Raw genomic sequence first — 14,929 nt, forward strand, 5'->3', positions numbered from 1 at the left:
AGTCGCTCGCCTCATGGCGGGCTTGCGTCAAACTGTATGGTTCGTCCACCTTACTCCGTGACAATGATCTTCCCATTCATCTCCTCGTGGCCGCTGCCGCAAAAGTTGTCGCATAAAAAGGCGTATTCACCGGCCTTGCCGGGCGTCAGCCTCACTTCGGTGACCTGGCCCGGCAGCAGGTCGGCGCGGATGCGCATGTCCGGGATGAAAAAACCATGGATGAAATCGATGGCCGTGAACGCCAGCACGACCGCTTCATCCTTCTTCAAGGTGATTTCGTTCGGCGTGTAGACGAATTTCTTCGCCTGGATGGCGATGACTCTTTCCTTTCCGGTAATTTTTTTCACGCCCTGAGCGTCGATGGCGGCTACCGTCAGCAGCGCGCCGATACCGCAGGCCAACCTTGCACATAGCTGTCTTCTTGCACGGTCCATGGCTCAGCTCCTTGTGACGGGAAATTCCGTAAGCTTGTAATCCTTGTTTGCTTCCGCCTCCACCTCGCGCAAGCCCAGGCCCTTGTTCGGCGCGGCCGGGTCCCAGGGCAGGGGCGTGCGCTTTTCCTGCGATCCTGGCGCCGGCAAGGGAAAAATCAGGGATTTGGCGGCGTGGTGCGCGATGTGCTCCGTCATGTGGTGATGTTCCTGGTGGATATGGCCATAGAACACGGTCACATTGCTGTACGGCATCAATAGCGCCATCGCCTTGTCGCCGTCGCGCGTGGCCCAGTCCCATTTGGGCACGAGGTCGAACAGGGGGCGGTGGGTGAAGACGACGATGCGCGCATCCTTGGCCTGCTTGTCCAGGTCGTTCTTCAGCCACTCCAGCTGCGTGTCGCCGATGCGCGCGCCGGGGTCGGAGACGTTATCGAGAGCAATGAAATGCACGCCCTTGTGCTCGAACGCGTAGTTGGACGGGCCGAAGTTTTCCTTGTAGGCGGCGCCGTTGTCGAGCGACGCGTCGTGCTCGCCGGGGATGAAGCGCACGTTTTTCACCGTCAGACCGGCCGCGATGTCCTTGAATTCGGCCATGCGCTGGCGGCGCTCCTTCGGGTCGTCCGTGGTATGCGTGAGGTCGCCCGTAAAGATGATGAAATCGGGCTGCACCTCGAGCGCGTTGACGGTGGCGACGGCCTTCCTGAAGGTGTGGAGGGCATCGGGGTTGGCGGCGCCCGTGAAACCCCAGTGCACGTCGGACAACTGGACGAAATAGAAATCCTCGTAGGGAGCGGCTGCCGTCTTTCCGGCCGCCGCCGGCGCACGCCCATAGAGTCCGGACATGAACACTGCGCCGCCGCCGACGGCGGCCAGTTTCATGAAGCTTCTGCGGTCCATCATGATGTTTCTCCTTGAAATGCCTGGCAATGGCTGGCAGGCGGTGGCACAACTGTCTCTATTTGGTGGCCTGGGCAGGGCTGGCCCGTGCGGATTCCTGCTTCAGATAAGCGATCAGGTCGGCGCGGTCCTGCGCGGACGGCACCAGGTAGCCCATTTTTTGGCCGGGAATCAGTTTTTCCGGACCCGACAGCCATTGGTCCAGCGTTTTCTCGCCCCACACGATGGCGGACGCCTTCACGGCGGGCGAATAGTTGTAGTCGGCGACACTGCCGGCTTTCCTGCCGAACACGCCCTTGTGCGCGGGTCCCACGCCGTTGTAGTCGATCGAGTGGCAGGATATGCACATGCTCTTGTACAGTACCTGGCCGTGCATGGCGTCGCCGGCGGTGGCGACGCCGCTGAACGCCATCAGCGTGGCCGCGGCCAGGCCAGGGAGGAAGCAGGGGTGTTGCATGTCGAGCTCCTTTCGCTTTGCGGTTGCCAAGCCCCGATGCAATCGGGGCCTGCACATGCTATAACTGCGAAGGCGCGGCAAATATTCCCGCCTGTGCCGGTTTATTTTCTGCCGTAAAAAAACCGCCATATCGGGAATAAACGGCAGGCAAAGCGAGTCTTGGGAGTTGAGACGCCAGACAGGCGGATGGGTGTTGATTTGAACGACATCGATAAAACCCGGTTCTTTGAAAAAATGGCCTTGCCTCACCTGGACGCCGCCTACAAGCTGGCGCGCTGGCTCACGCGCAATGACCAGAATGCCCAGGACCTGGTGCAGACGGCTTTCCTGCGCGCTTACCGCTACATGGACGGCTACCATGGCGACGGCGCGCGCGCCTGGCTGCTGACGATCGTGCGCAATACGTATTACACGGCCCTGCGCGATGGTCGCGCAGAACACGCTGACATCGGCTTTGACGAGGAACTCCATGGCCACGATGAGGAGGGATGCGGCAACCCGGAAGACATCCTGGCCCGCGCCGATGCGAAGGAGGCGGTCAACCATGCCCTGGATACGCTGCCGCAGCCATTCAGGGAAGTGCTGGTGCTGAAAGAGATCGACGATTTATCCTACAAGGAGATCGCGGACATCGTCGGCATCCCGATCGGCACGGTGATGTCGCGCCTGGCGCGCGGACGCAAGCTGCTGCTGGCGCGCCTGAAACAATCTGATGGTGAGAGCTGACATGGAGTGCAAGGAATCACAAGACAGGCTGTCCGCCTATGCCGATGGCGAGCTCGATGCCCCGGCCATGGCGCAACTGGCGCAGCATCTGGCCCAGTGCCCGGACTGCGCCAGGGCTTGCGAGCAGCTGTTTGCCCTGCGCGCGGCGGTGAAACAGCATGCCGCCGGCCATGCTGCGCCCGCTTTCCTGCAACAGCGCCTGCGCCAGGCGCTGCAGGAAGAGGGCAAGCAGGCAAGGAAAGCCCCGCGCGGCAGGAAATGGGCGCAATTGCCGTGGGCATGGATCAATTTTGGCGTGGCCAGCGTCAGCACGACGGCCCTGGCCGTCACCCTGGCGCTGTACCTGTCCGTGCCCTCGGACGCGGAACGGCTCGACCAGGAGATCGTCGCCAGTCATTTCCGTTCGCTGATGCCCAATCATCTGGCCGACGTGGCGTCATCCGACCAGCACACGGTCAAGCCATGGTTCAGCGGCAAGCTCGACTTTTCTCCACCCGTGGTTGATCTGGCGCAAGAAGGTTTTCCCTTGATCGGCGGGCGCCTCGACTATATCAACGCGCGTCCCGTCGCCGCTCTCGCGTACCGTCGGCATCAGCATGTGCTGAACCTGTATGTCTGGCCCGATGGGGCACAGCGCGATGCGCCGCCGCGCCTGGCTGTCAGGCAAGGCTATCATTTGCTACGCTGGAGCCGCTCCGGCATGCATTATCAGCTCATCTCGGACCTGAATGTGGCGGAACTGATGGACTTCGAGCGCCAGCTCACGGTGCAAATCGACAAGGAAAGTGTGCCGTGAATGCGCCGCGCCGCGCGCTTTACTTCAGCAGCGGCGCCACCTTGTCGCGCAAGACCGTCCATTGGGCGTCGTGCACGGCCTGGTTGGGGTCGTGTCCGGCCCGTTTCACTACGGTAAAATCCTTGGCCGGCGCCGTGATGCTGTCGAAGTAGCTGCGCGCGATGGCGGGCGAGGTCAGCAAGTCCGCTTCGCCCATGATGAAAAACACGGGCAAGTCGAAGCGCGTGCCCATCGCGGGCAGGTCGACCTTGGCGAACATGCCGTCGCCGTGCAGGCCGATGAACTGGATGTACGAGTAGTCATCGGCCGCCTCGGCATCGGCCAGCGCTTGCGGCGTGGCATAGAACGGCGCCGGCTGCCACCAGTGCTTGGGCGGCGCATCCGTTGCCAATCCCTCATATTTGCGGTCGAAGCGGCGCAGGATGCCGAAGTTGCGCGGATCGCGCCAGGGCGGTGCGCCGAGCGCCGTCAGCTTCTCCACCGTGGCGGTATCGCCGGCCGCTTGCGCCAGCGCAAGCACTTCCCGGTACATGCCGGTTTCGTTGGCCCGCGCATTGACCACCTGCGCCGTGCCGATATACGCGTGGAACAGCTCTGGCTGCGCCTTGGCCATGTGCACACCGAGGATCGAGCCCCAGGAACTGCCCATCAAAATGACTTTCCGCTGGCCCAGATGCTGCCCGATATAGCGGGCCACGGCGATGCCGTCGTCGCGCATCTGTTCCAGCGTCAAGGGCAGCTCTTCCGATGGGCGCTGTTTGCCATACGTCATGCCCGCGCCGCGCTGGTCCCACTGCACCAGGGTGTAGTGGCGTTCCCAGCCCGCATAGATGGCATCCGCGTAGGGACTCAGCGCATTGCCGGGGCCGCCGTGGATGAACAGGATCACGGGATTGCCGCAAGCGGCGCCCGTGACCGTGATCCATTGCTCGATGCCGTTGATGGGCACGTAGCCCTGTTCGCGAACGGACTGTGCGGGCGAAGCGCAGATGGACGGCGAAGCGGGCGGCGCCGCTTGTGCCGCGCCGAAACAAGATAACAGCAGCAATGCCAGTCCTGTGATGCGCATATCGTCCTCTTAGTTAGTTGGTGGGAACTGCAGCGTGCAATCCTGCGCCGGCTTGCCGGCGATAAAGCGGGTGCTGGCCTGTTCAAAACAGGCGGGCGCCGTCCACAGGAGGAAATGCGGGGCGTTGTGCACGGTGGACAGGGCTACCGTGCCGGCCTTGTTCTGCGTCAAAGCCTGCACTTGCGCCTGCGCACCAGCGTAGGGCGTCTTCGGGTCCAGGGTACCCTGCAGTACCAGAGTGGGCGGCACTTTCGCCGGCAAGGCGCCGAAATAGGCATCGCGCGGGTAGGTGGGCAAGCCGCCGCCCAGCAGGATGCGGGGCAGGGGACTGGTAAACAGCAAGTCCGCCTCGTCGCGGTCGATGTCGGCGGCGGCCCAGCCGGGGCGCAGCGACGGTTGCAGATTGTTTTCCGAATTGCTGATGATATTAACCAGCGGTATCGACAGCGGCGACTGGGGATAGCTGCCCAGGCCAGCTGCCGCCTGCGTCAACGTGGCGCGCACGGACGCCAGTTCCCCATCCTTGCCCTGGTCCAGCTCGCGCAGCAGGTAGGGGATGCGGGCGCGGGCGGCGGGAACGTCGAGCATGCCGCCCAGGAAGTGCTTCAGGTTCTTGCCGGGGATTTTCGCCAGCAGCGCGGGATCGGCTTGCGCCTTGTCCAGCACGCGGCGGTACAGGGTTGCGGCCGGCTCGCCCAGTGCCGCGTGGCAAGCGGCATCCGCATCGCACCGGGCGAGCACCTGCATGCCGACCGTGTTGACCACGTGCGAGCGCTGGCTCAAGTCCCAGCGCGCATCCGTCTGCGGCGGCACCAGCGAGTCGAGGATGACGCCCTTGACGGGCAGCGGTCCCAGTTGCAAGGTGCGCAAGACCAGTTGCGTGCCGTACGACACACTGTATACATATACGGGCGGCTGTTTGCCTTTGGCCTGGCGTTCGCCTGCGATCAAGGCTTGCAAGTCGCGCGCCGCCATGGTGATGGAAAACTGGCCCGCGTATTCCGGCATCAAGTTGATGCCGGCAAAGCAGCTGCCCCATTCGGCACCCGCCAGGGCGCGGCCGCCGGGACTCCGTTCCGACTCTTCCACCTTGCACAGGCGCGACGAATGCCCCGTGCCGCGGTGGTCGGGGATGAGGAATTCAAAGCCGGGAAAGCCGCGGCGCAAGGTGGGCAGCAAGCTGTAGAACGAAGCGCCCGATTCGCCGGGGCCGCCCGCCACCAGCCACAGGGTGCCCTTGGCGGGCTTGCCGGCAGGCACGTCGGCGGCAATCTTGCGCACGAAGACGTGCATGGCGTCCGGCTCGCCCACGGCACGGCCCTGGGCATCGTAGCTGCCGGGCACGTTCAAACCCGAGCACAGACTGCCGGGCACGGCCGTATCGGAGCAGGGGGTGAAGTACATCGGTTCGGCATGCAGGGAGGCAGCGGCCAGCAAGGTGGCCAGCAGGGGGAGGCGGGGCAGAACGGTCATCGGCTACTTTGGCGAAGGTGGAGATCAAGCGCCAAAGTAGCGTTTTTTACAGCAATTGTCCAGATGGAAATATTTCTATAGGAACTTAATTAGGCTTGCTGCCACGCAGCAACCTGAGTCCGTTCGCCACCACCAGCAGGCTGGCGCCCACGTCGGCGAACACGGCCATCCACAGGGTCGCCATGCCGGCCAGGGCCAGGCCGAAGAACACGGCCTTGATGCCGATGGCAAAGCTGATGTTTTGCACGAGGATGCTGCGCGTGCGCTGGCTCAGGCTGATGAATTCGGGCAATTTGCCCAGTTCATCGTCCATCAGGGCCACGTCCGCCGTTTCGATGGCCGTGTCGCTGCCGGCCGCGCCCATGGCAAAGCCGATGTCCGCCTGCGCCAGGGCAGGAGCGTCGTTCACGCCGTCGCCCAGCATGGCAACCACGCCGAATTGCTGCTGCAAGGCCTTGATTTCATGCAGTTTATTCTCTGGCAGCAATTCCGCCTTGACCAGGCTGACACCGACTTCATCGCCGATGCGCTGGGCCGTCAGCAAGTTGTCGCCCGTCAGCATCACGGTGGTCACGCCCAGCGCATTCAGGCGGGCAATGGCGGACGCCGCCGTCGGGCGCAGCACGTCGGCCACGGCGATGACGCCCAGCGCGCCGGCCGAGGTGGCCAGCACCATGGCCGTGTAGGCTTGCTGTTCCAGCCGCGCCAGGATCGCTTGCAGCTCCGGCGTCAGGGCGTTCAATTCCGTCATCAGGCGCGCATTGCCCAGGTAATACGTTTGTCCATCGATGCTGCCGCGCACGCCTCGCCCATGCAGGGCGGCAAACTGGGTAACGGACAAGTGGCTGCTCGCGGGCGGGCCCGCCTTGACGATGGCGGCGGCCAGTGGGTGGGCGGAATTGGCGTCCAGGCTGGCGGCCAGCAGCAGGATGGCGTCGCGGTCGCTGCCTTCCAGGGCCACCACGTCCGTGACGGCCGGTTTGCCCATGGTCAAGGTGCCCGTCTTGTCGACGGCGATGGCCTTGATGCGGTAACCCGTTTCCAGGAATTGGCCGCCTTTCACCAGTATGCCGCGCCGCGCGGCCGCCGTCAGGCCGCTGACCACGGTGACGGGCGTGGAAATGACGAGCGCGCACGGGCAGGCGATCACCAGCATCACCAGCGCCTTGTAGATCCAGGCCATGAAGGGCGCGCCGAAAAGCAGCGGCGGCAGCACGGCCACGAGGATGGCGAAGACGACGACGGCCGGCGTGTAATAGCGGGCGAAGTTATCGACAAAGCGCTGCGTGGGCGCCTGTTTTCCCTGGGTTTCCTCGATCACCTTGACGATTTTCGCCAGGGTGCTGTTGCCGCTGTTGGCCGTGACGGTGACGTCGAGCAAGCCCCGTTCATTGATGGTGCCCGCATACACGACGTCGCCCACGGCCTTATCCACCGGCATGCTTTCACCCGTGATCGGCGCCTGGTTGACGGACGATTCGCCGCTTTGCACGATGCCGTCCAGCGCGATGCGCTCGCCCGGCTTGACGCGCATCAGCGTGCCGATGGCTACCGTGGCAACGTTCACCTGGCTCCAGGCGCCGCTGGCGTCGGCAACGGTCGCCGTATCGGGCGCCAGCTGCATCAGGCTTTGCACGGCGTTGCGCGCGCGGTTCAAGGACAAGCCTTCGATCAGCTCGGCAATGGCGAACAGGAAGATGACCATGGCCGCTTCCGGCCACTGGCCGATGGCGATGGCGCCGAAAACCGCTAGGCTCATCAGGAAATTGATGTTCAGGGTGAACGTTTTCAGGGCGATCCAACCCTTTTTCAGGGTCGGCCAGCCGCCCGTGGCGATCGACAGCAAGGCCAGGGCGATGACGAGGGGCGAACTGTCCGCATGCGTGGTCCACGCCAGCGCTTCGGCGCCCGCCGCCGCCAGGCCGGAGACGACCAGCAAGCCCTTTTGCATGCCGCTGAGGCTGCCTTCATCCGGGTTATGCGAAACGGCGGCGTCCGCCTCCATGGGAATGGCTTGCATGCCGATGCCGTGCAGGGCCGCTTCCACCGTGGCCAGTGTAGGCAGGGTGTGGTGCACGTCGAGTACGCGGTTCATCAGGTTGAAATCGAGGCCCACGACGCCGGCCATGGTGGCCAGCTTGTTGCGGATCAAGCGCTCTTCCGTGGGGCAATCCATGTTGGCGATGCGGTATTTGGCCGTGTTGGCGCCGGCGATGGCGGCGCTGGGCAGCGCTGGGCCGGATGCGGCGGCAGGCGTGGACGAGCACGCATGCTGGCTGGAACAGCAGCTGGCCGCCTTGGGCGCAGGGCTGGGTTCGTGCGCATGCTTGTGGTCGTGCGCATGGGTATGGTTATGGCTATCGTGCGGCATCGCATCGTCCTTCCGGTTTCGTGTATGCTTCCATTAGAAACCCTGTAGCGGCTACAGGGTCAAGCGGAATTTGCATGTTGGAATGAAAAAGGGGATGCCATGCGTATCGGAGAATTGGCCAAACGGACAGATTGTGACGTGGAAACCGTACGTTACTATGAAAAGGCGGGCTTGCTGCAGGAACCAGGGCGCAACAGCGCCGGCTACCGCGAGTACCGGGAAGAACACCAGGAACGGCTGCAATTCATCCGCCATTGCCGTTCGCTGCAGATCGGCTTGACGGATATCCGCGCCTTGCTGGAATTTAAGAACAACCCGGCAGAAGGCTGTCAAAGCGTCAATGAATTGCTCGACCACCATATCCTGCGCATTGCCGAACAAATGGCGAACCTGCAAACCTTGCAGCAGCAACTGGTGACTCTGCGCCACCAGTGCGACCAACCGCAGCCGTCGCAAGACTGCGCCATCCTGCAAAACCTGTCCGAGGCGGCCAGCGGCCACGACTGCGCCTGCCACACCGAACTTCATTGACGATTGCTGCATGCTGAAACTATTGCCTAAAAAAACTTTATTGACCTTATCCCTGCTGTCGCCGCTGAGCCATGCCGCCGATGCGCCGCCCGCAGCCGGACACTACCTGACCCTGTACGCCGTGCCGGGCGTGCCGCAAGACGATGACCCGTACACCTGGAGCACGGTCGGCGGCAAGCAGCTGGCGAAAGGCGTGACGAAGGCCGATGGCCGCGCCTATCTCAAGGGCGAGGAGGGCGAAGAAAACTATGTGCTGAAAACCGTCAGCATGCGCTGGCAGCTGAAGGTGCCGGCCAAGTGCTGGCAGGGCGCGCCGGAGGCCTTCCTGGATTGCGTGCAACTGGCCAAGACCACGAGCCGCTATGACGAAGAGCAAGAGGCGCTCAAGCTGGCGGAGCAGCAGAAGGAAGCCAGGATGCAGGCCAGGATCGCCGCCTACGCGGTGGAGGCCCGTGCCAACGACGATGCGCTGGCCTGGCTGGGGCGTTTGCCTGCGAGCTGGACCCTGGAAGGGTATGGCAAGCGCCTGCTGGGCATCGGCGACAAGATCGCCAGATACATCGCCGACGAAGTCCCGCAGGACGGGCCCGATGCGCGCCAGTTCGTCTGCCGCGCACCGGCCGACTACGGCCCCGTGCCGGACCAGGCCTTTGTGGAAGCGTGGATGGCATTGCCGGACGACGCGCGCAAGGTGCGTGCCGGCCCGCCCTGGGATGCGCTGGCGGCGGCAGGCGGGAAGGGCAACTGGATGGCCCGCCTGGAACTGTATTACGCCTTGTCCGGCGTCAATGTCAGCGAATTGAGCTTGCTGGAACAGTACCGCATCGTGCAATTGATGGAATGGCTGCACAAGAAGAAGGTGGGCGGCCTGTACAGCTACTTCAGCGCCGCCATTCCGGCTACGCCAGGCAGCAACTACCATGCCGCTTGGCGCAGGCAAGACCAGGTTTTCCTGTATTCAGCCCTGCTGGGTGATTATCATCAGCAATACCGCATGGGCAATGTCTTGCTGCGGGACGCGGACCCCGCGCTGGTCGGAACAGGCAAGGCCATGCAAGCCTGCGCCCGGGCCGCCATGCCGCACCGGCGCTAAGGCGCCAGCAACGGCGCGCCGCCTTCGCCCAGGCGGAAGGCGTCGACCACGCGCAATAGATCATGCGCCTGGTCCTGCATGCTTTGCGCGGCGGCGGCCGACTGTTCAACGAGGGCGGCATTGCGCTGGGTCAATTCGTCCATTTCCGTGATGGCGTTGTTGACTTCCTCGATGCCCTTGCTCTGGCGCTGGCTGGCCGCCGTGATGTCGTTCATGATTTCCGTCACTTGCTGAACGGAAGCGACGATATCGCCCATGGTGCGCCCGGCGCTGTCGGCCAGCTCGCTGCCCGTTTCTATCCTGGCCACGGAATCCTCGATCAATTGCTTGATTTCGCGCGCCGCCGTGGCCGAGCGCTGCGCCAGGCCACGCACTTCCGTGGCGACGACGGCAAAGCCGCGTCCCTGTTCGCCCGCGCGCGCCGCTTCCACGGCTGCGTTCAAGGCGAGGATATTGGTCTGGAAGGCAATGCCATCGATGACGGCGATGATGTCGACGATGCGCCCGGAACTGGCCTTGATCGAGCCCATCGTCTCGACCACCTGTCCCACCACGCGGCCGCCTTCCAGCGCCACGTTCGATGTCGACAGCACCATCTGGTTGGCCTGGTGCGCATGGCTGGCGTTTTCGCGCACGGTATCCGTCAAGGCATGCATCGATGACGCCGTTTCCTGCAAGGAATGGGCTTGCGATTCCGTGCGGGCCGACAAGTCCGCGTTGCCCAGCGCGATTTCACTCGCTTCCACCGTGATGGTGGAGCCTGCCTGGCGGATGTCGCCCAATAAAGTGTTCCAGTTTTTCAGCACGGTGGCCAGGGCCCGCGCCAGCTTGCCCACCTCGTCGTCGCCCCGGGCGTCGATGCGCGTGGTCAAGTCGCCGGCGGCCAGCGATTCGGCGGCGCGGCAAGCTTCGTCGATGGGGCCCACCACGGAGCGCGCCACCCAGGTGGCGATCAGGGCCAGCAGGGCAAAGCCGATGGCCATGGTACCGAGCGACAGCCAGCCGGCGCGCTGGCCTGCATTCTTGGTATCCTGCAAGGCATCGACAGTGCGGTGGTCGAGATTGAGCAACACCTGGCGCAACTGTCCGCGCACTTGCTGGTAATGCGTGGCGGCATTTTGCATCGCCGCCACGCCCGTATTCGGGTCCATGGACGCCAGGTCCAGCGCCTGCGCCACGCTGGCACGGTAGCGTTCGATACCCGGCAGCGCCTGGCCCGCTTCCGTGGCGGCGCCCGAGAATGTCTGCAATTGCTGCAAGCCTTGCGCAATGGCGTTCAGCTGGCCATCCGTTTGCGCGCCGAATTGCTTGAACTGCTCATCCGACAGGCTGGCCGCGATGGCGATCTTCGCATACACGTCGGCGTGCACCTGGCCCAGGGCAATAGCTTGCTGGTTCGCAAGCCGCTCGGCCGTCAGGGTGACGTCTTTCAGTTCGCGCATGCGCTGCTCGTTCTGCTGCATGGCGAAGTAGGACAAGGCCCCCATGGCCAGCAGGCAAGCCAGCGCGACCACCGGGACGATCAACATCTTCTGTGCGATTTTCACATGCAGCCCCTATCGTCAAGAGAGCGGACAACCATCCCGGCGCCGGCGGCGCGGCGGCTGGCTACAGGTAGATGCCGCCGCAGACGACGGTCTCGGCCAGCTTTTCGCAGTACATCACCTTCGGCTCGATCTTCTTGGTTTCCGGATTCGTGAATTTGTATTCCTGCCAGAACGTGCCCTTGCTCTTGGCCAGGTCGACGCGCTCCTTGACGAAGGCCTTGCCATCGATATCTTTCAACTCGATCAAGTTCTTGCCCACCATTTTCGGGTTGGCGCCATGCGCGGCGACCGTGCCGTCGAGCTTATACACGACCAGGTACAGGTCGTGCAGGATGAATTGCGGCGACTTGGCCGTGATCTCGCCATACGCCTTGGCGTCGCCGGCGCTCTTGATGTAGGCCACGCCTTTCTTGACCATGGCTTCGGCGTCGGCGCGCGTGGCGCCGCCCTCGGCAGCGCTGGCGATACCGGGCAAGGTAGCGGCGACAAGCATGAGCGACAAGCACATGGCAGGGGCGAACTTGGGCATGAGAATCTCCTTCACATTGCGGCTGGGGGAAGCCGGCGGGGGAACCGGCGCGGTAAGGCGGCGCCTATCGAAGTGCCGACGGCTCATGGTAGCGCGATGCCAGTGGGCATGCGCTGGTGCAACAGATATTTTTTCAGACGGGCGTTTTTGCAACAGCGCGTGCACATTGCCGCAATGGATATTTCATAGGGGAAAGGAGGGCGCAGCCTATCGTGTCGATAGTGTGGCGCGTGCGCCGCGCTACCAGCTGGCCGGGTCTTCCGCCGCCGCGCGCGCCAGGTCGTCGCGCCAGTCTTGCCGCACCAGGCGGTAGATATCGGCAAAGAAGGCGCGCGGGTCGTGCATTTCGTCCCACAGGGCCGGCAGCGCGTGCGTGCTTTCGGGGTCATGTTCGAGGATGGCCTGGAAATCGTAATCAGGGTCTTGCAAGGCCTGCGCCAGCACGGCCACCAGCGCATGGCGGTGGCGATAGCTGAGTTCCTTGTATTGGGACGTGATGTCGCGCCGTATCAGCGCTGCGCGCTGGGCTGGATCGTTCATGTTCCAGGCATCCAGCTCCACGCCCAGGGTTTCTTCGCGGTCATACACGTCGAAGGGACCGAGGAAATGGTGCAAGGTGGGAAGGTAGGGGGCGTCGCTCCAGGGGCCGCGCAACCCCTTTTGTTTCAGTTCTTGCATGATGATTTTCCGTTCACGCGCACTCAGGCAAGGTCCAGCCTTCATACCCCAGGTCGGTCGGGTAGATGGCGCGGTTCTGGCCCCAGTGGGCGTGGTCGAGGATGCCGTCTTCATGCATGTCCAGCACCCATTCCGTGCTTTCCAGCATGGTGCCATCCTTGTGGTACACGCGGAAGAAGGTGGACGTGCTGAACGCGCGCACGATGTTGTTCGGCACGCCGTTGCCGTAGTGCGGCACATAGGTCTTGATCACGCACGTGCCCTGGTCATTCCACTGCTGGGCATACACGGTGGCATTGCGCGCCGCGCTCACCTTGATGAAGAGCCAGCCTGCCAGCAGGATGAGGAGCAGGAAGGCGGCGGCGATCAAGCCGGTTTTCTTGAGTAGCTGCATGAGGTCATGGCATGGCCGAAAACGAAGTTGCCGCATTGTATGTCAAGAGCAGAAATACTTGCTGTACAGCACGTACTGCAAGTATTTCCCCGCGTATGGCCGTCTATTTCGCCAATGCCGCGTGCAGCGCATGCGCCATTTCCAGGTGATGTTGCAACGCTGGCAAGGTCTTGGCGGCAAAGGCCTTGATGTCGGGATCGCTCGCCTTCTGGCTGGCATCCGTGAACAGTTTCACGGCTTCCTTGTGCGCCGCCACGCCGATGGTGGCCGCATATTCCCTGTCGAAGGCCTGGCCTTCCAGGCGGCCCAGCCGGTCGATCTGCGCCTTGTGTTTCGCGCCGGGCTGGTCGCTGACCTCGATCTGCTTGCTGCTGGCCAACTGTTTCAGCGCGTCGGCCACTGTCGTGTGGGCGGCAACCATGGCGTCGGCAAATTGCTTCACTTCTGCATTGCTGCTCTTGCTTTGCGCTACCTTGCTGGCGGCGATTTCCGTGCTGCCCGCATCGGCGGCCTTGCTGAGGAATTGCTTGTCGTACGCGCCCGGTGCGGCGGCGGCGATGCTGTTGATGGCGATGCCGCTCAACAGCGCCACGGCCGCGCCGATGGCCACGCTTTTCAGGGAGGGGGTACGGGAACTGGTGGTGGAGATAGGCATGGGGAATCCTTTCGAATATGGCGTTTTATGCAAGCTGATGACAATGTTAAGCCCTCAGCCTGCGCACACCCATAGGACAGGCACGGCCATGCCCGTAGGACTAGTCCTGTTCGTTAGCGCACAGTTCGACTTGTTTAATAGCAAATAATGCGGCGATGCCCGCATCGCGGCGCCAGGCGGGCATGCCGATATCGAGCCACTGCGCCATCGCTTCCAGGTGCGAGGGTTCCGAAACGCTGTGTTCGAGTTCCTCCAGCACCGTGTCGCGGTCGATATACAGGCTGTCCAGCCAGGCGTCGAACGAGGGCGCCAGCTCCATCAGGCCATGGGCGCGCTTGCCCGTCCACTCCGGCAATTCCTGCACATAGGCCAGTACCCGGCCGCCGCCTTCTTCCGTCAAGTCCAGGTAGAGCATGGAATTGCCGCCATCGCGGGCGAACGGCAGGATGCGCACCGGCATGTCCGCATGCTGGCGCGCGGCGCGGATTTCGCCGACCAGGGTTTCATCGCAGAAATCGCCTTCGTCGGCGCTGAAAAAGGTATTGAAGCCCATTTTTTCCACGCCGCCATTGCCGTCCGGCACATCGCACGTGTAATCGAACCAGGCGCCGTTGGCGACCCGCAAGAACGCCAGGAAGGCGGGCGGCAAGGGCGCTTCCAGCAAGGTTTCGATGGCGGCGATCTGCTGCGCCGTGGGGGCAGGCTTGGCGCCCTCGAGCGCCAGGTGGCGGTACTGCGTGTAATGGTTGCTCATTGAGTCTCCTTGTCGTTATTCTTGTTCATATGCACTGGCGCCGCATCGTCGCAACCCGTCTCCACCTTGGCCAGTGCATCGACGAGGCCGGCGCGCAGCACGGCCATCGAACGGGCCTTGTCATCGATCTGGGCAATTTTCGTTTCCAGCATGGCCCGTTTGGTCTGCGCATCGAGCGCGTTTTCCTGCCAGACGGCAATGACTTCGGCGATTTCCTTCAAGGTAAAGCCCAGCGCCTTGGCGTGGCCGATCAGCTCGATGCGCCGCAACGCTTGCGCCGAGTATTCCTTGTAGTTATTCGTCACGCCCGGCTGCGGCGCTTCCTCCAGCAAGCCCTGGCGCTCGTAAAAGCGCACCGTATCCTTGCTGACGCCCGTCAGGCGGGTGATTTCACCGATGCGCATCGTTTCCTCTTGACCGTGGACTAAAGACCACAGTTTAGGGAGTTTCTTTCGATCGACTAGGTAATTTTGCCTAGTGCATTGCGGCAACAATTCGTGTATGCCAACGCCCGCCGCCTGCCTG

Annotated in this window: 17 protein-coding genes; 4 read left to right on the forward strand and 13 right to left on the reverse strand. The window is 63.2% G+C overall.

All coding sequences use genetic code 11. From position 1 onward, the window contains the following. Positions 1 to 50 precede the first annotated feature (50 nt). Genes O3299_RS06870 through O3299_RS06880 form a run of 3 tightly spaced genes read right to left on the reverse strand, consistent with a single transcriptional unit; the run spans position 51 to position 1,788 of the window. Positions 51 to 434 carry a cupredoxin domain-containing protein gene (locus O3299_RS06870; RefSeq protein WP_289897925.1) on the reverse strand — a complete coding sequence of 128 codons (384 nt, stop codon included), beginning with the start codon at positions 432 to 434 and terminating at the stop codon, positions 51 to 53. 3 nt (positions 435 to 437) lie between these two features. Further along, positions 438 to 1,331, reverse strand: coding sequence for a metallophosphoesterase (locus O3299_RS06875; RefSeq protein WP_305062951.1), 894 nt, complete (start codon positions 1,329 to 1,331; stop codon positions 438 to 440). 58 nt (positions 1,332 to 1,389) lie between these two features. Further along, positions 1,390 to 1,788, reverse strand: a complete 399-nt coding sequence (locus O3299_RS06880; protein WP_251348757.1) for a cytochrome c family protein — start codon at positions 1,786 to 1,788, stop codon at positions 1,390 to 1,392. A 234-nt stretch (positions 1,789 to 2,022) separates the two neighbouring features. Between O3299_RS06880 and O3299_RS06885 the strand changes: the two genes are divergently transcribed. Both O3299_RS06885 and O3299_RS06890 read left to right on the forward strand, forming a co-directional pair. After that, entirely contained in the window at positions 2,023 to 2,514 is a 492-nt protein-coding gene (locus O3299_RS06885) for a sigma-70 family RNA polymerase sigma factor (RefSeq protein ID WP_251348756.1), read from the forward strand. Then, on the forward strand, positions 2,501 to 3,310 hold the full coding sequence (locus O3299_RS06890; protein ID WP_305061878.1) for an anti-sigma factor: 810 nt from the start codon (positions 2,501 to 2,503) through the stop codon (positions 3,308 to 3,310). The genes O3299_RS06885 and O3299_RS06890 overlap by 14 nt, the downstream gene beginning before the upstream one ends. Positions 3,311 to 3,329: 19 nt before the next feature. Here O3299_RS06890 and O3299_RS06895 read toward each other — a convergent pair whose 3' ends face one another. The 3 genes from O3299_RS06895 to O3299_RS06905 form a co-directional block, all read right to left on the reverse strand. Then, complete coding sequence (locus O3299_RS06895; RefSeq protein ID WP_305061879.1) at positions 3,330 to 4,379, reverse strand: alpha/beta fold hydrolase; 1,050 nt, start codon at positions 4,377 to 4,379, stop codon at positions 3,330 to 3,332. A gap of 9 nt (positions 4,380 to 4,388) precedes the next feature. Then, on the reverse strand, positions 4,389 to 5,852 hold the full coding sequence (locus O3299_RS06900; RefSeq protein ID WP_305061880.1) for an alpha/beta fold hydrolase: 1,464 nt from the start codon (positions 5,850 to 5,852) through the stop codon (positions 4,389 to 4,391). An 85-nt stretch (positions 5,853 to 5,937) separates the two neighbouring features. Next, positions 5,938 to 8,223, reverse strand: coding sequence for a heavy metal translocating P-type ATPase (locus tag O3299_RS06905; protein WP_305061881.1), 2,286 nt, complete (start codon positions 8,221 to 8,223; stop codon positions 5,938 to 5,940). 99 nt (positions 8,224 to 8,322) lie between these two features. Between O3299_RS06905 and cadR the strand changes: the two genes are divergently transcribed. Together cadR and O3299_RS06915 are read left to right on the forward strand one after the other, a co-directional pair. Further along, on the forward strand, positions 8,323 to 8,754 hold the full coding sequence (gene cadR / locus O3299_RS06910) for a Cd(II)/Pb(II)-responsive transcriptional regulator (RefSeq protein WP_034787498.1): 432 nt from the start codon (positions 8,323 to 8,325) through the stop codon (positions 8,752 to 8,754). Between the two features lie 10 nt (positions 8,755 to 8,764). Continuing rightward, positions 8,765 to 9,847, forward strand: coding sequence for a hypothetical protein (locus O3299_RS06915; protein WP_305061882.1), 1,083 nt, complete (start codon positions 8,765 to 8,767; stop codon positions 9,845 to 9,847). Here the strand turns inward: O3299_RS06915 and O3299_RS06920 are convergent. The 7 genes from O3299_RS06920 to O3299_RS06950 form a co-directional block, all read right to left on the reverse strand. Further along, positions 9,844 to 11,394 (reverse strand): methyl-accepting chemotaxis protein, encoded by a 1,551-nt coding sequence (locus tag O3299_RS06920; RefSeq protein ID WP_289904982.1) that lies wholly within the window; start codon positions 11,392 to 11,394, stop codon positions 9,844 to 9,846. The two genes, O3299_RS06915 and O3299_RS06920, sit on opposite strands and share 4 nt — an antisense overlap. Before the next feature lie 61 nt (positions 11,395 to 11,455). Beyond that, positions 11,456 to 11,923 (reverse strand): cache domain-containing protein, encoded by a 468-nt coding sequence (locus O3299_RS06925; RefSeq protein ID WP_370385267.1) that lies wholly within the window; start codon positions 11,921 to 11,923, stop codon positions 11,456 to 11,458. 240 nt (positions 11,924 to 12,163) lie between these two features. Continuing rightward, positions 12,164 to 12,601 (reverse strand): hypothetical protein, encoded by a 438-nt coding sequence (locus tag O3299_RS06930; protein WP_305061883.1) that lies wholly within the window; start codon positions 12,599 to 12,601, stop codon positions 12,164 to 12,166. A gap of 13 nt (positions 12,602 to 12,614) precedes the next feature. Beyond that, a complete protein-coding gene (locus tag O3299_RS06935; protein WP_305051963.1) occupies positions 12,615 to 12,995 on the reverse strand; it encodes a hypothetical protein in 381 nt (126 codons plus the stop codon). Between the two features lie 103 nt (positions 12,996 to 13,098). Beyond that, on the reverse strand, positions 13,099 to 13,650 hold the full coding sequence (locus tag O3299_RS06940) for a DUF4142 domain-containing protein (protein ID WP_305061884.1): 552 nt from the start codon (positions 13,648 to 13,650) through the stop codon (positions 13,099 to 13,101). Between the two features lie 100 nt (positions 13,651 to 13,750). Then, positions 13,751 to 14,404 (reverse strand): SMI1/KNR4 family protein, encoded by a 654-nt coding sequence (locus O3299_RS06945; protein WP_099667982.1) that lies wholly within the window; start codon positions 14,402 to 14,404, stop codon positions 13,751 to 13,753. Next, complete coding sequence (locus O3299_RS06950) at positions 14,401 to 14,808, reverse strand: MerR family transcriptional regulator (protein WP_099667981.1); 408 nt, start codon at positions 14,806 to 14,808, stop codon at positions 14,401 to 14,403. The genes O3299_RS06945 and O3299_RS06950 overlap by 4 nt, the downstream gene beginning before the upstream one ends. Between the last annotated feature and the right edge of the window lie 121 nt (positions 14,809 to 14,929).

The sequence above is a fragment of the Janthinobacterium sp. SUN176 genome, assembly GCF_030587335.1.
Lineage (GTDB): Bacteria > Pseudomonadota > Gammaproteobacteria > Burkholderiales > Burkholderiaceae_D > Janthinobacterium > Janthinobacterium kumbetense.